The following is a 19,760-nucleotide window of genomic DNA, read 5'->3' on the forward strand; positions in this document are numbered from 1 at the left end:
ATTTATTTGCCACTTTTGCGTTACTTGAGCGACAGGTGCCCATTGGTAATAGTTGTATTCATCCGCGGTAGCAACATGATAATGTAATATAAGCAGAAGATCTCATCGGATAATAAGTAGAATTGCGCCCTAAGTTGAACCAAAATTTTGCTTGCATCCCCTTTACAGAATCCTCCGTATAATAGTCGGGATTTTTTGTGGGATTTTCAACTCCAAGATCTACCCTTGAATCTGGAAAATGGTCTGTTGAAAAATTTCCTGAACTTTGGGTTACATTTCTCCAATATGCTGAGGATTCGTTTACTGTTACCCCCGGACCATTTTCATTTAAAGTATTTACTATCGCAGAAATTGCATTATCTGGCACACCAGCCATACTAATGGTATCGTAAGCTATCGTAAGCTATCGTCCACCACTGTGAAGCTCCCCCTGAAGTCGAAGATGGTCCAGGGTCAGTATTGTATACATTAAAGTAGGAATCGTGATTAACTGTATCATCACCCGTCGTAAGTTCAACTTGACGAACACCACCAACAACCAAATAGCCTGGATTACGTGGCTCAAAATATTCTTTTACTGGAGCAAGATGAGAAAAACCGCGAACCCGTGCTGTACCCATTTGAGATGTTGAATCGTATAGAGCACTAACAGTTACGTCCGCAATATCATTCCCATAAGAAGTTCCACTACTAGAGACTGTCGTCTTATTCCAACCTTTTGTTACCATTTTATCAGTAGAACTTTCGTTTGCGGCATATCCAGTAGCAGCCATTCCGTTTATGATTAAAAGAGCTGTGATTGTGGAACAAAAGATCTTAGTTATTCTCTTCATTGATTTGCCTCCTGGAATTTCTTTTCGATTTCTTCATTTAATTGCTTTGTCAGAAAAGAATTATCACCAAAAGACATGTATACATCGTTTCCCATCGTACCAACTATTACATTACTTACTTGTTGCTTCATATCTCCAGTGATATAGGAAACGATTGAAATTATATCGGTACTTTTTTTGTTTTTTATATGCCCCTGAAGGATTCCTTTATAATAAGTCTGACCGTTAACCTCAGCCTCCCCGATACTAGATGATACACCTTCTCCGTTCTCTTCAATTGTAAAAGGATAAGTATCATTATCAATCTTAAGGACACCATTACCGTCCACGATCAGGCCCTTACCATCTTTAGTTTTTTTATATGAAGATTTAGTTTCAATTTGCTTGAGTCAAGATTCTTTGAAGCTACATTAAACTTTTCTTTGACTACTTCGGGTTTTGTCGGCATTTTTTCCATTTCAAAATTTTTGTTTTTTTCCATCTCCATGCTTAAATCTTTTGATGAATCAGGGGAAAACCCAAATAGTAAAATTACTACTAGAATGCAAATTACTATGGCAATCCCTTTAATTTTATTATTCACTTTAACATCCTCCGAATGATCCCGTTTAACTATGTATGGCATACAAGCTCAACCATTATAAAGAAAATTTTCAAAGATTGTCTAATGTTAAGTTAATCCAAAATTTAAGAAAGGGGCGCTCCCTCAGCAGTAGAATAATATAAATATGGGGCACTATAGAATCGGCGACTTGTTAGGTCCCAAGGGTATTTGGCAACCTTTGAAGCGTGTTTTTGTTGCTGATAGATTAAAAAAAAGAAGCCTTGTACGTATGAACAAGGTAATATTATCGTGAGGAAGAAGGGGGAGGTTCGTTCTGTGGACACCGTAATATTTTCTTTAGGACCATCCTTGGCCTGGATTCAACAAGGGAGCGGAATTCTGTCAACTTGAAACCAAACCACTGATTTCTGCCGTTGCCAAAACAACACGAGGGCTTCTATATTGTCGAAAAGAAGCCCAATTGGTCTAGGCGAGCTGGGACCTATTCTATAATCGATGTATATAGGCGAATAAATATGCAAATTCAGTTTTACAGGAATTCTCATTAATACTGAAAATAAGCATTATATCCGGTTTTACTAAAGGAACTCCTCTCATTAAATATGAAAACACGCCTTGATGTATCAACATTTCCGTCTTGGTTTTTCTCACCAATTATGACAACACACAGGGGGGGATGTGTGTTGTCATAATTGGTGATCATTTTTCATAATCGATTAGTAATATTTTCACGATTAGTGAGAAAATGAAAAAATATTCAAAAAATGCATAGAAAGTTGTCAAAAAAAACCGCCTTTAGGCGGTCCAATTAATTCAGCTTAATTAAGCGTTCGACAAATTCAATTTCATCATAGGGTATCCATAATGGACCATCATAAGTGCGCACTTTTGCCCGAATCGGATTGGATGGATCCTATTTATCCATCCAGAATCATTTAAATCTTATTTATCTTGAAGAAGATAGGGATGCTTCCCTCTGTAGAGCGCTCAAGGCTGGCAAAGTGATGCTGCTGTTAGTGTCCATCTACATCTACGTCATTTCTATCGGACTGGCGCTTATTCATTAGCCATGTAAATCCTATGCCGCCGAGGAGGGACCGTTTATGGTGGTCCTTTCGATTACAAGCTGACGTTTGATCCGTATTTGTTTAAATCGGTTCATTGCATTTTCCGGCTAAGAGTGCTGTATGTAATAAACACGCCCAGAAACGTGATGACGGAAGCAGCGATGAATGACATGTGAATTGCAGAATTCAATTCACCCGGATTCATTTTTTCTAACTGAAGATTCGATTTTAAGTTGTAGGAAACAATTGCTATGATGGCGGCCAATCCCACCGCACTGCCTATTTGCTGGCCGGTTGAAACGATTGCAGATGCTACTCCTTGTTCCTTGGAATTGATACCAGTACTTCCTGCTATGAATGTCGTCGTAAACACAAGCGCTTGACCAAAACCGATGATAACTGTTCCTGGGATAATCCCCAAAGCAGTGCCTTTCTCGGATAGCTGCGTAAGCACTAAGAAACCGATTCCACCTAGAACCATCCCGATGGCGACCGTACCGGCTAAGCCTGCATTTAAGAGTACCTTATTGATGAGTCTCCCGCCGATAAAAGCACTGATTGTAAGCGGCAAGAAACTTAGTCCAGATTGAATGGCCGAGTAGTGCAATATCTCCTGAGTATATAAGGATAGAAAATAGTACAGTGTACCGAATGAAGCCGAAAACAATGCAGCAATGATCGCTGCTCCAATCAAATTCCGGTTGCGGAATAATCTAAAAGGGATTAACGGTTCTTTCGTACGTTTTTCAATTATGACGAATAAAATTAGCAATATTCCGCCAACCAGTCCAAACGGCAAGGTTTCGATATGTAGCCAGCCTTCGACTGGAGATTGAATCAAGTAATAAACGATAAGAATCATCCCCACTGTCACTGATATTGTTCCCAATGCATCGTAACGCTTTGGTCCTGAAGTCGTTTTGTTCTCTAACAGCACTAACGGTGCAAGGATGAGCGAAATCAGACAGATCGGCACGTTAACAAAAAAAGTAAACTCCCAGCCCAAAAAACTGGTCAAACCCCCTCCAAGAAGTAATCCAAGTGACAAACCGACGCCTCCCATGGAGGCCCAAATGCCCATTGCACGATTGCGTTCGGCCCCCTCACCAAAATTAGACATGATCAGCGATAACGTGGATGGCGACAGCAGCGCCCCGCCCAGTCCTTGCAACCCTCTCGCAGTAATCATCATTATTTGCGAGTTTGCCAATCCGCCTAGGAGCGACCCCACCCCGAAGAGAGCGATGGCAATCATGAAAATGCGCCGCCTTCCCAACAAGTCGGATAGTCTCCCGCCAATCAGCAGAAATCCACCGAAAACGAGCGAATATGCGCTAATGACCCACTGCAAATGATTCGCAGAAAAACCTAAATCTGCTCCTATCGAAGGCACTGCAACAAAAACGATGGTATAATCCAACGCCAATATTAATTGGGAAACGGCAAGTAGAATTAGCGCCACACCTTTTTTCCTGTTTTTGCTCATGGTTCAGTCTCCTCGTATGTACTTATTTAAAAGTAAGTAATGAGCCAATTTCCATCCTACAAAGGGTTGTCGGCCGCTCAAAAATTTCAAGCTTACCTTTTGAAAATGGCAATTGGGATTGGACTTTCCTGTTTGCCTCTGCACAATGGAACATAGGGCCCACTCTCGGAAAATTCATCAATCTCTTTAGAGTGTTTACAATGAAAATCTTTTCATAGTAATTGACCCATTAGTATTTTTGACCATTTGATCTAGAATTACCAAAAGAAGAAGCGTTAAATAACACTTCACTCAATAGTCAATGAGGACAGACAGCGTAATGGTGACTTTTTCGTCTAACTCTTTCGGGTCATTGGATAGCTTTGCTACTTGAGCCATCGCATACTTTGCATGATATAAATACCGCGCAGCATATGCAGATCCTTGTTTGCTCCGACTTCCCCTTTGCTTTGGGCAAGGACTAGCGCTTCATAAAAAGCATTATGAAGTCGTATCCTGTCCTGCTCGAATAACCCAGCAATTTCTGTATCATGCGGGATCTGGTAGATGGCACTGTGTAAAATCATGTATACCTTTCGCTGCTCTTCATCCTGAAGTGTGGATACGATGATTCGAAAAATATCGGCGATCGTTCGTTTCACCGCTTCTGCTTTCTCCTGATTGGAAACTACAGCCGAAGTTTTTTCATTTAAGTAATGTTTGAACGCTTTGATAAATAAGTCTCTTATCGTCCCGGAAAGTAACCTCCTTATTCCCTGATGAAACGTATATTATCACTTTCCGGACCAAACAGTCAATAATATCCGAGAAACGTTTCCCTTCCTGTATTTTTTTAAGCGAATGAATCAAAGAAGAAATTATTATTGACGCGTCATATTATTACTAGTTATATTATGACTATGATTACCAATATCAAGAAATCACCTGTCGCTTTAGCCATCCTTTGTTTCCTTATTGAGGAGCCTATGCATCCTTATCGGATGCAACAGTTAATTAAAGAAAGGGAAAAGGATGAGGTCATTAATGTTCGCCATCGAGCAAGTATTTACCAAACGATTGAACGGTTGCATCGAGACAAGGCCATTGCCATTCAAGGAAAGAAAAAGAATGAAGGGAGACCGGACTTGGTTGTTTATGAAATTACGGATTTGGGCCACGAAGCTGCCTATACTTGGATTCGTGAAATGATTTCTACACCGGCACAGGAGTTTTTGGAATTCCCCGCTGCTGTTTCTTTTCTGGCGCTGCTCACGCCCAAAGATGTGGCTCTCCTGTTCAAACAACGGGTCAACGCGCTAGAGAACACACTTGCTCGGCTCAAGGATCAGTTTCAGAAAGGCGTTACGCTAAGACTGCCGAGGCTGTTTTTGTTGGAAAGCGAGTATCAACAAGCCGTGCTTGAAGCTGAAATCGGGTGGATCCAATCCGTCATTGTCGATATTGAAGCCCGAAGTCTGACATGGAGCATGGAGGAGCTGCGCAAGAGAAACGAGTCAATCGATAACTGATTAGATGAAAAAGAAATTGAATAACGAAAGGACATGGTCATAATGAATTCGTTAAATTCCACTAAGATTGACGACACGGTACCTGTGCTTATTGTAGGGGGGAGTCTCGTAGGTCTATCCCTTTCCCTGCTTTTGGCTAAACAAGGGATAAAGTCAACAGTCGTCGAACGCCATCCGGGCACGGCCATCCATCCGCGCGTCTCAAGCTTGACTGCCCGCACGATGGAAATCTTTCGCTCTGCCGGAGTTGAAGAGGAGATATGCCATGAAGAATCACCTTTCCCACGGGAATTCGGCATCATGTTTGTCGAGAGTCTGGCCGGGGAAGTATTTGAGAATCTGATGGAAGATATGAGCGCATATTTTACGGATGCCAGTCCTGTTGAAGGAAACGGCATTGCACAAGATTTGCTTGAGCCTGTGCTTCGGATGAAGGCTGAACAAGCAGGTGCCGATCTTCGATACAACACAGAAATGATTGGATTCGAAGCAGATGAGCATGGCATCTCGGCCACCATTCGGGATCGCACCAACGGCAAAACACGCCAGATTCGATCCGAGTATATGATTGGAGCTGACGGAAGCAAAAGTGGTATCCGTGCAGCGTTAGGAATCGGGCAGCATGGAGAGGGGACACTTTTTCATCTGATCAGCGTCATTTTTGACGCGGACATCCATGATCTCTTCAAGAACCAGAATGCACATATGTGTTTCTTCGCCAATGAAGACGCAAGCGGAAGCCTTGTCTTGTATCCCGGCACAAACAGGCGGCCTCATGTATACCGATTGGATGTGATCTATGATCCGGAAGAGGAAACGATTGACGATTACCCGGAAGAACGATGTATTGCATTAGTAAGGGCAGCTATCGGAATCCCTGACATTTCAGTCAAGTTCAAGAAGGTATTAACCTGGGAAATGGCTGCTCGCGTAGCTGATCGCTTCCAACAAGACCGTATATTTATCGTTGGTGATGCCGCACGGGTTCAACCTCCCAGCGGCGGCTTGGGAGGAAATACTGGCATTGCCGAGGCACACAACCTCGCTTGGAAGCTGGCTGCCGTGTTGCGCGGTGAAGCTGGCGAGGGCTTGCTTACCACTTACGACATGGAGAGACGGCCTATAGCGGATTACACCGTAGAACAGGTCGTCATGCTCTCCCAGCAGCGCGAACACGAAGGAGCAAATGGAATTACGGTAAACACCCTACATGTCAATATGGGTTATCGCTATCCAGACGGCGCGTTCATACCGGAAGGAGACGGGCAGAACCACCCCCTTGTACAACAGCCAGAGTCGTGGACCGGTCAGCCAGGAAGCCGCGCTGCGCACGTCGTTTTGGAACGCAACGGTCAGCGGCTTTCCTCCATCGATCTGTTTGGTTCTCGATTTGTGTTACTCGTTGGATCAGACGGAAAAAACTGGGTGGAGGCTGCTGAATATGTTAAAGATACGCTACGTTTCCCGATAGATATTTATCAGGTTGATGGGCATGCTGATTTCAACAATCCTGGGAACGATTTTCTTGATGCATACGGTATAACTTCTACAGGGGCTGTCATCGTGCGGCCAGACGGGTATATCGGATGGCGAAAACCGGGTACTGGGGGGAATAAGGGAGAAATGGAAAAAATGTTAACCCATGCTCTGTCGACAATCCTTTTTCGTTAAATCCACTACATCAAAAACGAAGGAATAATAATTATGCTTATATTTGAATATAACGAAATCTATAATTATCCCGCATCTATCGTTTTCTCACGCCTCGTTGATTTAAAGGGGAGACCTTCCTGGATTAAAGGTATTATGGAGGCTCGAGTTACTCCAGAAGGACCTGCTCAGTTGGGGACCAAGTATTTCGAACGTGGAAAATACTCGGGCTTCAAGAGCGAAAAAAACATGATCGTGACCGAGCTTGTTCAGGATCAATTGTTAACGATGGAGACAGTTCCTGACGAAAAACAATCGTTTCGCGAAAGCTATCGTATTGAGCCGATCTCGGATCAATCTTGCCGTGTTCATTTCTCAATTCAAGTTGACAACGTTCCGAAGGTAGCTGAATTTTTCATGCGTCAATCGATGAAGAAAGAGCAGCGGCAAACAGCTGCTGGCTTAAAAGCTGTTCTTGAGGGTTAATATCCATACGGTTTGCTGCAGTGCAAGAGTGGTATAGGCTTCAGCATAGTCTGCTAAGTCTAGGACTAAAATTAGTTCTAAATTTGTAATAGACATACCTCATCACCCCATTTATCTTAATGATTAAGATAAATGGGGTTGGACTAACGACATCGGCTTTACTGATTCTCTATAGTTGGTTTACGAAGGTCGTCGGTAAGCTTTCGAAGAGATTGACAGGAGAGAATCAAGTAATCGAGTATGGTCTGTAACTCCTCTTGACTGTACTTTGAGTAGAGTTCAAGCATGGCATCGTTTAACGGAGTGAATGCCTTTTAATCGTATGCAATTGCGAATAGAGTGGCTCGGCATAGACCACTCTGAGATCGTTAGGATCCTTCGTCCGGCGGATATAGCCCGCTCTTTCTAAGCGATTTAGCACGCTTGTAATAGCACCCGTGGTTAGTCCCGTCCACTCTGCTAGATGCCCTGCAGTGGCTCTTCCTCTGCTTAAAATCAAATCTAAGCACTTATGATCTGTAATGTTAAGGCCAAGATGGAGTAGAAGCATCCAAAAAATTAGCGGAAGGATCAATTATAAACCAATCAGTATTCGTAGGATTTATTGTCATTGTGGTTATTGCAATTATCACATTGATTTGGTCAACTCGCGTTTATAACAAGGCCATTGCATAAGATTTTAATGGAGTGGCAAAAGCGATTGGAAGCGAAACGGGCAATCATCCTAAATAGGAGTGGGACGTGTTTACTGATATTTCGAGGATTTTTCGTCACGTGAACAAAAATGCAGTGGGGGGAAAACAGATTGAAACAAGTAATAATTCCATCGGTTCTGCATGATGTTTTTGGAGAAAAACAATCTCTTGCATCCATTCTTACGATTCTACTGTTTGGCGGACTGTTGACTGCTATATTGTATTGGATGTATCCCGAAATGACATCCAATTTACCGGTATGGCGTAGAGTTATTAGTTTATTGTTGATATTCGATATTTTCGCGGGTTGTATAGCCAATTTTACGTTGTCAACAAGCAATTACTATGCTGCAAGGAAAAGGAACCGGATTGTGTTCATTGCCATTCATTTTCATGTCGTATTCATTGGGGTTTTACTAAACACGGCTATCGGATATTCTATAGGGGTATGGATATATACTATAATAGCGGCTTTTATCGTGAACTCGCTTAAAGGAAAGCAGTCGCAGCTGTTTGTTGCAGGCTTGCTTCTATCGATCGGCCAAGGTTGTACCCCCTTGCTGCCTCATATCCCACCTTATATTTTGATCACTTGTCTTTTATTTATGTTGAAGGTAATATTTGGATTTTCGGTCGACCACTATAACAAAAAACTATAGAAACAATGGCAAATTGACATAAGTGCGTCAGGAGGGGAGCGAACAAATGCAAGAGTTTGAAGATCTACTTGCTCGTCAAAATCAGCTGCAAGCTGAGGCCGCTGTAGTGTTGGAAGAATTGAACCTTATCCAAACGCTAAAAGCGGCCGGTGTGCCCGTTAAAGTTGGAAGTGCGGCACTTGGTTTAATGACTTGGAGAGACCTTGATATGACGGTCATTTGTTCCAAGTTGGACGTTGCTGTAATTTCCGGAATTGCTTCGCAATTGATATTGAATCCCAAGATTCGGCAGATGAAATTTATGAACGATACCGGTAGCTGGAACACTGATCCGGCCTACCCAGATGGGTATTTTATTGGGTTGGATTACCTGTCTGAAAGCGGAAGCAAATGGTCGCTGGATATTTGGTTCGTTGACGATCCTGAGAAACAACCTGATCTGCGGCATATTCGTACGTTGCCCGGTCGTCTTCATGAAGATGCGGTTCTCTCTATCCTGCGGATCAAAACCGTCTGGGCATCGAAAGCCGAGTATGGTAAACAGGTGAAAAGCTTTGATATCTATACGGCTGTATTAGATCATAAAGTGAGCACACCCGCTGAATTTGAACAATGGCTGCAAAACCGCAACAACAATATATCACCTTGAGTGCTTTTGAAGGGGGAAGCCTGATGCCGGATTTTTCAACTTTACTGGCATATGTTATCGTTGTCATTCTTTTATTTTTAATTCCAGGACCAGCCGTTCTTCTTACCATTACTCGTACTGTTCAAAACGGGCGAAAAGGAGGCATTATGGCAGGGCTTGGCATCGCAATCGGGGATTTTCTTCACACCTTATTTGCTACTGTCGGGCTTTCCACTATACTGATGACCTCTGCTCTAGCTTTCAATATGGTTAAATATGCAGGAGCGGTATACTTACTCTATTTAGGAGTTCGCGAAATGATGAGAAAGCCATCAAATCCGAAACTTCCAAAGGTAAAATCGGCAGGAGCTTTAAAGTCATTCTTTACGGCAACTGTTGCAGAAGTTCTTAATCCTAAGACAGCGTTGTTTTTTTTGGCGTTTTTGCCTCAATTTGTTCATCACGAACGAGGTCAAGCTGCCACGCAGTTTTTGATCCTTGGTGTCGTCTTTGTGATTTTAAGTGCATTGTATACAACCTCAATTGTACTAGGTATCTCTGCACTTGGAAAACTGGTTAAAGAGAGGACATGGATAAGCCGGTTAAGCCGCCTAAGCGGCAAATTCGTCGGAACAATCTATATCGGACTAGGCCTAAAGGTTGCATTCCAAAGACAGTAATGATGCAATAACGTCAAGATTGAAGGCCGCCCTTTAGTGATATCGTCAAGTAGACGGTGGAATAAAACAAAATGTCTAAACAGCCTTAGCTTGAGCTACCCATCGGGCTAAGGCTGTTTTAGTCTAGCATACTTCTCTCATCTTTGAGAAAGGCACATCACGTGCGGCAGGATCGAGGGCGACGCAAGGCTGCCCGGATAGACAGAGCGCCCTTTGGGGGCGTTCTCTTTTTTACGTAGCTTCTCACCATTTTTCCATAAAAATATATCTATAAAATATATTTACTTATTATATTATTTTGATATAATGAAAATCGATCAAACGATTAAGGAGGAAATATAAGATGTTCAAAAGCGGCAATGTGACTGTAATGGTAGCGGATATGAAAAAGGCGGTGAAATTTTACGCCGAAACCTTGGGATTGGAGCTGCAGCACGGTGACGGGCATTTTGCGCAAATCGCGGCACCTGGATTGACGATCGGTCTCCTGCATCTTGCCGGAGAACAAGGTTCCCTTCCGGAAAAATCGGGCAGCATGTCTATAGGGTTTGAGGTGGCGGACATGGAGTCAGCTATCGAAACGCTGAAAACCAGCGGCGTTCAATTCCACGATTCCGTGGAAGGCAAGGCGGCCAATGTCGTGCATTTCAACGATCCTGAAGGCAATACCCTTTACTTGGTTTGCAATCGTTAAACCAAAGGGCGGCATAAAGAAAATGTAAGGAGGCGTTTTCCGCATGGCCTCGAAAACCAACGTCAACATGGTTGTCGCCGGACTGCTGGCGGCGATGTTTATTGGCGCTTTGGATGCGACCGTCGTCGCCACCGCTACCCCGCATATGATCAGGGATTTGCACGGCGAGACGCTGTTCAGTTGGGTGTTTGCGGTTTATACGTTGACTACCTGCGTGGCGACCCCCATTTTCGGCAAGCTCGCCGATTTATTCGGGCGCAAACCCGTGTTCGCCGCGGGCATCAGTTTATTCATGCTCGGTTCCATCTTGTGCGGAGCCGCACAATCGATGACGGGGCTCATTTGGTTCAGGGCTTTGCAAGGATTTGGTGCCGGGGCGCTTGCGCCCGTGTGCTTTACCGTCATCGGCGATTTGTTCTCGGGCAAGCAGCGCGGCAAAATGATGGGTATCTTTTCGTCCGTTTGGTCCGTGGCTGGCCTTCTCGGCCCGCTTATCGGAGGTTACTTCGTCGATCAAGTTTCCTGGCGATGGATCTTCTACATCAACTTGCCGATCGGCATCATCGCCCTGCTGCTGGTCGTCGTATTTTTGCACCAGCCGATCGAACGTCAGGCGAAAAAAATCGATTACCTCGGCGCAATTATGTTTACCATTACTTTCTCCGCACTGTTGTATGCGCTGCTGAGCGGCGGGTCCCGGCATTCCTGGGATTCCCCGGTGATCGTGGGGCTGTTCGCGTCATCGGCCGTATGTTTTATGTTGTTCCTCTGGATTGAAAAACGGGCGGAGGAACCGATGATCCCGTTATCGATTTTCCGTATCCGCGTATTGAACGTCACCAATATCAGCGGTTTTCTGACGTTCAGCATTACGACGGGGTTGACGGTGTACTCGCCGATCTGGATTCAATCCGTGCTAGACAGTTCCGCGACAAGCTCGGGACTGATCGCTATGCCGATGTCGCTGGCCTGGCCGCTCGCCTCCAACATCGCCGGCCGGCTCATGTACCGGGTCGGGGTGAAGGCATCGATCGTATTCGGCTCTTCGCTGGTCATGGCAGGCTCCCTCTGGCTGATTGCGATTCAGATGAACTCGCCCTATGTATTTTGGATCAGTATCCTCGTGCTAATCGGACTGGGAATGGGGTTCATTGCGACGCCCTCCACCGTTGTCGTGCAATCGGTCGTCGGCTGGGAAAAACGCGGCGTCGCCAACGCTTCCAGCATGCTGGCCCGTGCGCTGGGCCAAACGGTCGGCATCGCGGTATTCGGCACGATTTACAACCAGTATGTAACCATAATTGGCTCCAAAACGGAGCTGACTGCCGGAATGCATGCCGTTTTTCTGTTCATGTTGGGGATCGCGATTGCGAACCTGCTCGCCGTATTGTTCCTGCCGAAACACCGCCAAGTGATGGCGCAGCAGCATTCAGCGTAACGGCAGGATAACAAAGCGAAATACCGGAACCGGCCGCAAATGGATGCAGCCTGGAAAAGCCGCGACCTGCGGCTTTTCTGTTTTTACAGGCATCCGTATGTTATACTGTTGTTTGCATAAAAGCAGTAAAACCTACAAGGGGGCCTTTCGTTTGTACGAATTATTCATACTAGGCGAATTGATGAATAACCCGATGCACGGCTACTTGCTGCATCAGATTTTGAACGGGATCGTTGGTCCTACGCGAAAAGTCAGCTGGGGGGCGATTTATCCGCTGATCCACGGCATGCTTGCGGACGGTTTGATCGAACAGGTTCCTGATGAGCAACCGGAGGGTGCCAAACAAGGAAGAGGAAAAAAAATAAAGACCTATAAACTTACGGACGAAGGCAGAATACGTTTTTTTCGGTTGATGGAAGAACCGATTCCATATTCGCCGGATTACGAGCTTCATTTTTATACGAAACTGAAAAATTTTGAACTGATCAGCAAAGAATTGCAGTTTTTAATTTTGCATCAATACAAAGATTACCTGCGTTATGAAATCCGTCACGAGGAAGAACGGTTGGAATACGCTGGCAAAGACGAACGGATTCCCGGCGGGGAGCAGAAATATATTCAGATCTTCTTCCGGCATCGGTTGGAAAAGCTTCGATTTGATGAAACGTGGGTTATGCAGTTAATCGAGAGCCATCGCGTGGATGGACAAGGGCTTGAGCGGGAGTGAAATTGAAAGGCTTAAGGAGTAGCAGATCATTAATAGGATGGGGGGCGAGCTAAAAAGGCTGGCCTCTTTGTTGAAACAAATGACGCGAAAGGGCGAAAATATCCTATTTTGATTTACTTGGCAATCCATGACTTGAACTGAAAGCGAAGGAGTGTGTTATTTGAGATCGGACATATATAATTGGATGCCTCTATCCATACCGGAAATTCATGATATCTTCTCTGAAATACCGATTCATTGGTGTATTGCCGGCGGTTGGGCACTGGATTTACATCTTGGTAAACAAACAAGGAAGCATAGCGATGTAGACATTGCGATTACAAGGGAGCAGCACCTGCTTGCATATCAATATTTAAATCAAGATTGGGTTTTATATAAAGCAGAAGAGGGCAAACTTACTCTTTGGCAAGACCAGGAATACTTGCATACAACAAATGATATATGGGTTAGCAGAAGTAAAGATGCCCCGTTTGTTTTTCAATTGATGCTATTGAATACAGAGGGGACCTCGTGGAAATACAATCGAAATCACTTGATAACAAGACCGGTCGATGAGTTGTTTCTAAAAACAAAGGAAGAAATACCTTACATGAGACCCGAGATTCAGCTTCTTTATAAAGGAGGGGCTTCTCAAGTAAGAGAAAAAGATTATCTGGATTTTCAAACCGTACTGCCAAGTCTTTCACCTAAAGAAAAAGCATGGCTGAAATCCTCACTAAACCTTCAATTTCCGGAAGGACACGATTGGATTTCTACTTTAAAATAGTTTCTTCAGACGAGGGCAATTGAAATCCCGCGGAAAGTTGCCGTACTCCTTGCATCATCCGATTATGGATTTTACCTTTTCCAAAATTTCGCAGGTGGTTAAAAAGATGGGTGATTTTAGTAGAGTGAAGGAGTAAACGCCGTTCCGGAACTCAGGATGAAGGTAAGAACCGCCGATGTGGTATGATCCCCTCATGGTAGACAACGAAAAAAAGACATCTGGTAAGATGTACTTAAACGTTGGATACCGGAGGGGATTTTTTGTGGGGAAAACAGGCCGTACTAATAATAGATATCCTGAAGAGTTGAAAATGCAGTCCGCAAACTGGTACTGATGGGAATATAGCAAGAAGCCTTTCGTAAAGGACGACCGAAAACAAAGTTCGCCAGCGTAGAAAAAGAAATGGCGTACTTGAAGGCGGAAATGGAGTACTTAAAAAAGCGGTATCCAAATCTTCACGGGGAGTGACGAGCAAAACGAGTCGGTGTGAAATTATTGAAGAGATGGGGCGGAAGTATACATTAGCATGGCTCATAAAACTGGCGGAAGTCTCGCGAGCAGGCTATTACTAATGGCGTAAATCTCCCCACGGACAGCGATGAGATCAGGGATGTTGATATTATCAACCACGGTGGGGAGCAGGCTTATGCTACACTGTTGTTAGGTTATGATAGATTATAGGTTTATGGTGATATTTGGATGTAAAAGAACAATTCGTACTAACCTAAGGGGGTAATTATGAATCCAATACGCATTCTGGTCGTCGAAGACGACGCCGAGATCAATTTACTCGTCTCCACCTACCTGAGCAAAGATGGCTTCGATGTCGATTCCGTTATGGATGGTCAAGATGCTATTGAGCGGTTCAGCGGCCATGGAGGCTCCGAGTATCAGCTTGTTGTCCTTGACATGATGCTCCCGCGCGCGGGGGGACACGAGGTGCTGCGCACAATTCGCGCCAAAAGCACGATACCCGTCATCATTCTGTCGGCCAAGGACCGCGAGTCCGATAAAATCATTGGGCTCGACCTTGGTGCTGACGATTATTTGACCAAGCCCTTCACCATAGGTGAGCTGGTTGCCAGGGTCAAAGCCCAGATGCGCCGTTACACGATTTTCAATCCTTCCTCCGAGTCGAAGAATGCGAAAGAGATGCTCGCTTGGGGCGATCTCGCGCTGGATACTGCGACCTGCGAAGTCACCGTGGCGGGAGAGAAAAAAACGCTGACGGCCAAGGAGTTCGCGATCCTTAAACTGTTTCTGTCCCATCCTTCCCGCGTATTCACGAAGGCTCAAATCTTCCAGGCTGTCTGGGAAGAGGAGAGCATATCCGACGACAACACCGTTATGGTCCATATTAACAGGCTGCGCACAAAAATCGAGCCGGATCCTTCCAACCCCGTCTTCATCCAAACCGTATGGGGATTCGGCTACAAGCTGGGCTAGAGGAGATAATATGCTGATCACGATCGCTATACTTTTGATCATCAACTTCATAGCGGGTATATATTTGATTCACAGGCATTTCCGCCTACGTCTAGAGTTAAGGCAGCTGATACGTGCCACGCGGGAGATCCGAACGGGCAATCTGAATATGCGTTACCGGGGCGTCACATCCAACAGGGATTTGTCGGATCTGGGGGGCGAGCTGAATCGGATGGTAGATTATTTTCAACGCACGTATGAAAGAACCCGGTTCCTTGAAGAGGAGCGCAAGCGAATGATTGCCAATATCTCGCATGATCTCCGGACGCCGCTAACCGCTCTTCTCGGATACTTGGAGGCACTTCGATGCGACGGCACGCTTTCAGCCAAGGAGCGTGAACGCTTTCTCGGAATAGCTTCGGATAAAGGCAGCGTATTATTGGCCCTTCTGCAAGACTTCTTCGAGCTCGCTAGGCTGGAATCGGACGAGTCGGAGCCTGATCTGCGCCGCATGGACTTGGCCGAGAGTGTGCGGGAAGCATTAGCCGGGTTTTATCCCCAGTTCGTCAAAGCCGGCATTACTCCGACGATCGAGATCCCCGAGACGCCTGTATACGGAATGGCTGACGCTTCCTTTCTGACCCGGATATTGAACAACCTGCTCTCCAACGCGCTCCGGTACGGCTCGGAAGGCGGGGAGATCGGCGTTAAAGTTCGGGATGAGGCCGGCGAGGTCTGGATCGATATATGGGACCGCGGCAGAGGGATTCCCGCCACCGATCTGCCTCACATATTCGAGCGGTTATATACGGGTGAGGCTTCCCGCAATACGGCTCTGCAGGGCACCGGCCTGGGGCTAACGATCGCGAAAAATCTCGTCGAGAAGTTAGGAGGCCGGATCACTGCCGCGAGCTCGCCCAACATCAAAACAGTAATTTCATTTTCCGTCCGACAAGGTCAATAATCTCGCTTTCCCTCGCTGCCTCAACCGGCAACCGCTCCCCATGCATAGCTCCTTCCTCCTTATTTAAGAGATTTGTTAGAAATTTAATAAGGGTTTGTTAGAATTTCGCGGTATCCTAGGTTTTGAAAGGAGAGACACCCATGAGCTATGTACTGCAAACCCATCGCCTGAGTAAGCGATATGGGAGTAAATTGGCTGTTGAGAACATCAATATGAATATTCGCCAGGGAGACATCTACGGTTTTCTCGGACAGAACGGGGCCGGCAAAACGACGACATTGCGAATGATTATGGGACTGATTCGTCCAACCGCCGGCGAGATCGACTGGTTCGGCAGTTCGAGTGTCGCCGGGAGGAACGAGACGATGGCGCGAATCGGGGGCATCATTGAATATCCCGGCTTCTATCTCAATCTGAGCGCGGCCGACAATCTGGAAGTGCATCGGCGGCTGATGGGAATGGGCAACAAGGAGAGCATCGACGAGGTGCTGGCATCCGTCGGTCTGCTGGGCGCCCGAAACCAGCGGGTCAAGGAATACTCGCTCGGTATGAAGCAACGCCTGGGCATTGCCCGGTCGCTGCTTCATCATCCGGAATTTCTCGTGTTGGATGAGCCGACGAACGGTCTTGATCCAGCCGGCATCAAGGAGGTGCGGCAGCTGTTTCTGGATCTCGCCCGGCAGCGCGGCATCACATTCCTGATCTCCAGCCATCTGCTTGGCGAGATCGAACAGCTGGCAACCCGGGTCGGCATCGTCCATGGAGGCCGGCTGCTGGAGGAGGTCGATTACGAAGCGCTGCAGCGGAAATCGAGACGTTACCTGGAGATTCGGGTGGGCGATGATAAACGCGCCGCCTATATCCTCGAGCAGAGACTCGGGGTATCCGATTACCTCGTGGCGGCACCTGGGGTGCTTCGTCTGTATGAGATGTTGGATGAACCCTCCAAGGTCAACCGGACGCTGACGGGCGAAGGCATCGCCGTTGAGGAGATCAAGCGCGCCGGCGACAGCCTGGAGGACTATTTTCTGAAGCTTACTGGAGGGGATCCGCTTGTTTAATGTCTTTTCCGCCGAATGGCTCAAGCTAAAAAATACCAAAATATGGTGGATGGTGTTCATTGGTGCTCTTCCATCGAACCTGATCTCCTTTTTCGCATTTTTGCCGCGCGTGATGTTAAACGGAGAACAGGCTGGACTGGATATACAGGACATGTTCTACCGTCAGGGCATGCTGCTTGTCATGATGGGACCGTCCATCTTCGCGCTGATGACGGGTTCGATCTTCGCACGGGAATACCAGGAACGCACGATCAACCAACTGTTCATCTATCCGGTCTCCCGGGCATGGATTTTCGCCGCCAAGCTGGCAGTCGTATTCACGCTGATCGCGATCAGCTCCATCCTGTCTTGCGCGACCGTTACCGTAACGACAATACTGCATGCCATCAGCGGCAGCGTTGACCTCGACTTGCTATGGTCGGGCGTGCGGATGAACGTGTTCGTTTGCTTGCTGTCTTTCGGTACCGTTCCCGTTGCGGCTGCACTGAGCATAGCCGGCAAAAGCATCGTTCCTGTCACGGTCGTCGGCATCTTCGCCACGATTGTCACCGTAATCGGCGTGATCGGCCACAGCCGAGGCGCGATCGTATTCCCCTGGCTTGCGCCCTATTGGCCGGTCCGTCAACTCGCCCAGAACATTGCTTATGCAGGCGGTACCAATCCGTACGCAGGTGCAGCGATGATCACCTTAATCTCTCTGTTCCTGATTTCATTGGCTTTCTCTCTCGTGTATTACACGCGGGCGGACGTGCACAGCGGTTCGTGAAATCCCTGTTTAGATCGGCATAGGAAAAAATCGATGCGGACTATTGAGGTCACGCTTGTTTTGTCATGCCTCTAAAACCTTGAAGATCGAAGTTTAATAGGAATTTAGAAGAGTTGTAGAAGAGGAGTCATCTGATGAGAACCTATGAAATCATATTGCTGTTGGCGAACTTATCGACATTTTTTTTGGTGTTTCGCAAGCGTTCCAGGAAAGTTTGGCTGGGTATGGCAGGATTGAATCTGGTGATTCTCTGCCTTCACGGAGTCATAGAGGGGTTCCGTGTTCAACTGATTTTCTCCTACGCGTATGTCGTCCTGCTTACGGTGTATGCATGGGTCAAATCAAGCGGCCGTTTTACTTTTAAAAGCCCGCCCCCGCTAAAAGCTGCCCTATTGATCTTATCCGCGGCAGGTCTCCTTTTGACCTCCATCCTCACGTACGTTTTTCCGGTATTTACGCTTCCCAAACCGACCGGAAGCTACGAGGTGGGCGTGAAATACTTCAATTGGGTCGATGCCAATCGCCCGGATCCTTTTCTGGATCCACCCTCTCAAAAGCGTGAGCTGATGGTGAAAGTCTACTATCCAGCCGAGATAGACCGTACTGCACCTTATGCTTATTATTTTCATCATTCTCCGGCATATGTAAAGTCATTTATCGAGGGCTTTGGAATTCCCGCCTTCTTGTTCCAGCATCTTAGCCGGGTTACAACGAATGGAAAAGAAGGCCTGCCGCTCTCCGATCGAGAACCAAGCTATCCGGTGATCCTGTTTTCCCATGGAGCCGGAACCTCGGTCGAAGTTCAGACATCCCAGTGTGAAGATCTGGCAAGTCACGGGTATATCGTTGCAGCGATTGATCATCCTTATATTTCTTCCGTCACGCAGTTCCCTGATCGATTAGTTTCGGCTCGCGAGGCTACGGCAATCTTGGATACGAGCGAAGCCACAGCGGTTCTGTCTCAAATCATGGTCGACGATTCCGAATTCGTGATCACAAGCTTGAACGATCTCAACGAAGGGAAAATCCCCTCCGACTTTAAAGGAAAGATAAATCTGAACGAAATCGGGGCTATAGGGCATTCCCTTGGCGGATCGTCCGCGTACAACTTGGCGTTGAACGACAGCAGAATCCAAGCTGCCATTGATTTGGACGGCGACGTCTATATTACGCCTCGTGACACTTCGAAGATGGCCCCCTTTCTCATGCTGGCCAGTGATCAAAATACCCGTTTGATTCAAGATCGGGAACCTTTGATGATGAAAAATATAAACCATATTCCGGACGAGATGCGGGAAAAAGCGCTGGCGCCCTATGGAGGCAGCGAGAAAGCATACAACGAGGATTACGAACGTGCGCGGCAAAATATTTTAGGACTAATAGATGTTCTAATAGAGTCCGGCAATTTCTATCACATCGAAGGCAGCAGCCACTTGGAATTCACCGATATGGGCCTCTTTATCGGCAACCGCCAGCTTCGCGAGCTTTTAGGGCTAGGCGGGAAGATCGATCCGGAAAAATGCCTTGAAATTACGAAATCCATAACGTTGGCGTTTTTTGACCAGCATTTAAAGGACGGATCTGAAAATGAATTGGAATCCTTAACTTACAAGCATCCGCAATTAAAAAAGCTGCAACTGACCCATTAACGTACCATACTTC

Annotated in this window: 22 protein-coding genes; 15 read left to right on the plus strand and 7 right to left on the minus strand. The window is 46.3% G+C overall.

All coding sequences use genetic code 11. The features are described from left to right. Nucleotides 1-58 precede the first annotated feature (58 nt). The 6 genes from BCV73_RS35355 to BCV73_RS04540 all read right to left on the minus strand — a co-directional run bounded on the left by BCV73_RS35355 (nucleotide 59) and on the right by BCV73_RS04540 (nucleotide 4,592). On the minus strand, nucleotides 59-376 hold the full coding sequence (locus BCV73_RS35355; RefSeq protein ID WP_218828099.1) for a hypothetical protein: 318 nt from the start codon (nucleotides 374-376) through the stop codon (nucleotides 59-61). Between the two features lies 1 nt (nucleotide 377). Next, complete coding sequence (locus tag BCV73_RS34725) at nucleotides 378-833, minus strand: hypothetical protein (RefSeq protein ID WP_143811824.1); 456 nt, start codon at nucleotides 831-833, stop codon at nucleotides 378-380. Continuing rightward, nucleotides 830-1,162, minus strand: a complete 333-nt coding sequence (locus tag BCV73_RS04525) for a hypothetical protein (RefSeq protein WP_089546247.1) — start codon at nucleotides 1,160-1,162, stop codon at nucleotides 830-832. Before BCV73_RS04525 ends, BCV73_RS34725 begins: the two co-directional genes overlap by 4 nt. A 2-nt stretch (nucleotides 1,163-1,164) precedes the next feature. Then, the gene (locus tag BCV73_RS04530; RefSeq protein WP_089546248.1) at nucleotides 1,165-1,416 is read right to left on the minus strand and encodes a hypothetical protein; all 252 of its coding nucleotides are present in this window, start codon (nucleotides 1,414-1,416) and stop codon (nucleotides 1,165-1,167) included. A gap of 1,140 nt (nucleotides 1,417-2,556) precedes the next feature. Then, nucleotides 2,557-3,951, minus strand: a complete 1,395-nt coding sequence (locus tag BCV73_RS04535; protein WP_089546249.1) for an MFS transporter — start codon at nucleotides 3,949-3,951, stop codon at nucleotides 2,557-2,559. A gap of 365 nt (nucleotides 3,952-4,316) precedes the next feature. Continuing rightward, a complete protein-coding gene (locus tag BCV73_RS04540; RefSeq protein WP_089546250.1) occupies nucleotides 4,317-4,592 on the minus strand; it encodes a hypothetical protein in 276 nt (91 codons plus the stop codon). A 258-nt stretch (nucleotides 4,593-4,850) separates the two neighbouring features. Here BCV73_RS04540 and BCV73_RS04545 point away from each other — a divergent pair, with 258 nt between their 5' ends. From BCV73_RS04545 to BCV73_RS04555, 3 genes are read left to right on the plus strand one after another with little or no spacing between them, the layout of a single operon-like run. Beyond that, complete coding sequence (locus tag BCV73_RS04545) at nucleotides 4,851-5,459, plus strand: PadR family transcriptional regulator (RefSeq protein WP_256992737.1); 609 nt, start codon at nucleotides 4,851-4,853, stop codon at nucleotides 5,457-5,459. 42 nt (nucleotides 5,460-5,501) lie between these two features. Beyond that, the gene (locus BCV73_RS04550) at nucleotides 5,502-7,130 is read left to right on the plus strand and encodes an FAD-dependent monooxygenase (protein ID WP_179231885.1); all 1,629 of its coding nucleotides are present in this window, start codon (nucleotides 5,502-5,504) and stop codon (nucleotides 7,128-7,130) included. Nucleotides 7,131-7,163: 33 nt separating this feature from the next. Beyond that, nucleotides 7,164-7,595, plus strand: a complete 432-nt coding sequence (locus BCV73_RS04555) for an SRPBCC family protein (protein ID WP_089546252.1) — start codon at nucleotides 7,164-7,166, stop codon at nucleotides 7,593-7,595. Between the two features lie 295 nt (nucleotides 7,596-7,890). On the opposite strand, the gene BCV73_RS04560 is transcribed toward BCV73_RS04555, so the two are convergent. Further along, the gene (locus BCV73_RS04560; protein ID WP_089550094.1) at nucleotides 7,891-8,145 is read right to left on the minus strand and encodes a MarR family transcriptional regulator; all 255 of its coding nucleotides are present in this window, start codon (nucleotides 8,143-8,145) and stop codon (nucleotides 7,891-7,893) included. Nucleotides 8,146-8,400: 255 nt separating this feature from the next. Between BCV73_RS04560 and BCV73_RS04565 the strand changes: the two genes are divergently transcribed. The 12 genes from BCV73_RS04565 to BCV73_RS04625 all read left to right on the plus strand — a co-directional run bounded on the left by BCV73_RS04565 (nucleotide 8,401) and on the right by BCV73_RS04625 (nucleotide 19,747). After that, nucleotides 8,401-8,949, plus strand: coding sequence for a hypothetical protein (locus BCV73_RS04565; RefSeq protein WP_089546253.1), 549 nt, complete (start codon nucleotides 8,401-8,403; stop codon nucleotides 8,947-8,949). A gap of 46 nt (nucleotides 8,950-8,995) precedes the next feature. After that, nucleotides 8,996-9,598 (plus strand): hypothetical protein, encoded by a 603-nt coding sequence (locus tag BCV73_RS04570; protein ID WP_089546254.1) that lies wholly within the window; start codon nucleotides 8,996-8,998, stop codon nucleotides 9,596-9,598. Between the two features lie 23 nt (nucleotides 9,599-9,621). After that, nucleotides 9,622-10,257 carry a LysE family translocator gene (locus BCV73_RS04575; protein WP_089546255.1) on the plus strand — a complete coding sequence of 212 codons (636 nt, stop codon included), beginning with the start codon at nucleotides 9,622-9,624 and terminating at the stop codon, nucleotides 10,255-10,257. A gap of 343 nt (nucleotides 10,258-10,600) precedes the next feature. Next, on the plus strand, nucleotides 10,601-10,951 hold the full coding sequence (locus tag BCV73_RS04580; RefSeq protein ID WP_089546256.1) for a VOC family protein: 351 nt from the start codon (nucleotides 10,601-10,603) through the stop codon (nucleotides 10,949-10,951). 43 nt (nucleotides 10,952-10,994) lie between these two features. Further along, nucleotides 10,995-12,389, plus strand: coding sequence for an MDR family MFS transporter (locus BCV73_RS04585; protein WP_089546257.1), 1,395 nt, complete (start codon nucleotides 10,995-10,997; stop codon nucleotides 12,387-12,389). 151 nt (nucleotides 12,390-12,540) lie between these two features. Then, a complete protein-coding gene (locus BCV73_RS04590; protein WP_089546258.1) occupies nucleotides 12,541-13,116 on the plus strand; it encodes a PadR family transcriptional regulator in 576 nt (191 codons plus the stop codon). Between the two features lie 184 nt (nucleotides 13,117-13,300). Beyond that, the gene (locus BCV73_RS04595) at nucleotides 13,301-13,882 is read left to right on the plus strand and encodes a nucleotidyltransferase domain-containing protein (RefSeq protein WP_256992738.1); all 582 of its coding nucleotides are present in this window, start codon (nucleotides 13,301-13,303) and stop codon (nucleotides 13,880-13,882) included. Between the two features lie 738 nt (nucleotides 13,883-14,620). Next, nucleotides 14,621-15,328, plus strand: coding sequence for a response regulator transcription factor (locus BCV73_RS04605; protein WP_179231886.1), 708 nt, complete (start codon nucleotides 14,621-14,623; stop codon nucleotides 15,326-15,328). Nucleotides 15,329-15,338: 10 nt separating this feature from the next. Further along, complete coding sequence (locus tag BCV73_RS04610; protein WP_089546261.1) at nucleotides 15,339-16,271, plus strand: sensor histidine kinase; 933 nt, start codon at nucleotides 15,339-15,341, stop codon at nucleotides 16,269-16,271. A 140-nt stretch (nucleotides 16,272-16,411) separates the two neighbouring features. Next, complete coding sequence (locus BCV73_RS04615; protein ID WP_089546262.1) at nucleotides 16,412-17,332, plus strand: ABC transporter ATP-binding protein; 921 nt, start codon at nucleotides 16,412-16,414, stop codon at nucleotides 17,330-17,332. Beyond that, on the plus strand, nucleotides 17,325-18,098 hold the full coding sequence (locus BCV73_RS04620) for an ABC transporter permease (protein WP_089546263.1): 774 nt from the start codon (nucleotides 17,325-17,327) through the stop codon (nucleotides 18,096-18,098). The genes BCV73_RS04615 and BCV73_RS04620 overlap by 8 nt, the downstream gene beginning before the upstream one ends. Before the next feature lie 134 nt (nucleotides 18,099-18,232). Beyond that, nucleotides 18,233-19,747, plus strand: a complete 1,515-nt coding sequence (locus BCV73_RS04625) for an alpha/beta hydrolase family protein (RefSeq protein WP_089546264.1) — start codon at nucleotides 18,233-18,235, stop codon at nucleotides 19,745-19,747. Nucleotides 19,748-19,760: the final 13 nt, after the last annotated feature.

It is taken from the genome of Paenibacillus sp. SSG-1, from assembly GCF_002224835.1.
GTDB classification, from domain to species: Bacteria; Bacillota; Bacilli; order Paenibacillales; family Paenibacillaceae; genus Paenibacillus_AQ; species Paenibacillus_AQ favisporus.

Excerpts from the sequence above, each read along its gene's own strand:
- BCV73_RS35355 (WP_218828099.1), bottom strand. The coding sequence starts at position 376 with ATGGCTGGTGTGCCAGATAATGCAATTTCTGCGATAGTAAATACTTTA.
- BCV73_RS34725 (WP_143811824.1), bottom strand. The coding sequence starts at position 833 with ATGAAGAGAATAACTAAGATCTTTTGTTCCACAATCACAGCTCTTTTA.
- BCV73_RS04535 (WP_089546249.1), bottom strand. The coding sequence starts at position 3,951 with ATGAGCAAAAACAGGAAAAAAGGTGTGGCGCTAATTCTACTTGCCGTT.
- BCV73_RS04545 (WP_256992737.1), top strand. The coding sequence starts at position 4,851 with ATGATTACCAATATCAAGAAATCACCTGTCGCTTTAGCCATCCTTTGT.
- BCV73_RS04550 (WP_179231885.1), top strand. The coding sequence starts at position 5,502 with ATGAATTCGTTAAATTCCACTAAGATTGACGACACGGTACCTGTGCTT.
- BCV73_RS04555 (WP_089546252.1), top strand. The coding sequence starts at position 7,164 with ATGCTTATATTTGAATATAACGAAATCTATAATTATCCCGCATCTATC.
- BCV73_RS04560 (WP_089550094.1), bottom strand. The coding sequence starts at position 8,145 with ATGCTTCTACTCCATCTTGGCCTTAACATTACAGATCATAAGTGCTTA.
- BCV73_RS04570 (WP_089546254.1), top strand. The coding sequence starts at position 8,996 with ATGCAAGAGTTTGAAGATCTACTTGCTCGTCAAAATCAGCTGCAAGCT.
- BCV73_RS04575 (WP_089546255.1), top strand. The coding sequence starts at position 9,622 with ATGCCGGATTTTTCAACTTTACTGGCATATGTTATCGTTGTCATTCTT.
- BCV73_RS04580 (WP_089546256.1), top strand. The coding sequence starts at position 10,601 with ATGTTCAAAAGCGGCAATGTGACTGTAATGGTAGCGGATATGAAAAAG.
- BCV73_RS04585 (WP_089546257.1), top strand. The coding sequence starts at position 10,995 with ATGGCCTCGAAAACCAACGTCAACATGGTTGTCGCCGGACTGCTGGCG.
- BCV73_RS04595 (WP_256992738.1), top strand. The coding sequence starts at position 13,301 with ATGCCTCTATCCATACCGGAAATTCATGATATCTTCTCTGAAATACCG.
- BCV73_RS04605 (WP_179231886.1), top strand. The coding sequence starts at position 14,621 with ATGAATCCAATACGCATTCTGGTCGTCGAAGACGACGCCGAGATCAAT.
- BCV73_RS04610 (WP_089546261.1), top strand. The coding sequence starts at position 15,339 with ATGCTGATCACGATCGCTATACTTTTGATCATCAACTTCATAGCGGGT.
- BCV73_RS04615 (WP_089546262.1), top strand. The coding sequence starts at position 16,412 with ATGAGCTATGTACTGCAAACCCATCGCCTGAGTAAGCGATATGGGAGT.
- BCV73_RS04625 (WP_089546264.1), top strand. The coding sequence starts at position 18,233 with ATGAGAACCTATGAAATCATATTGCTGTTGGCGAACTTATCGACATTT.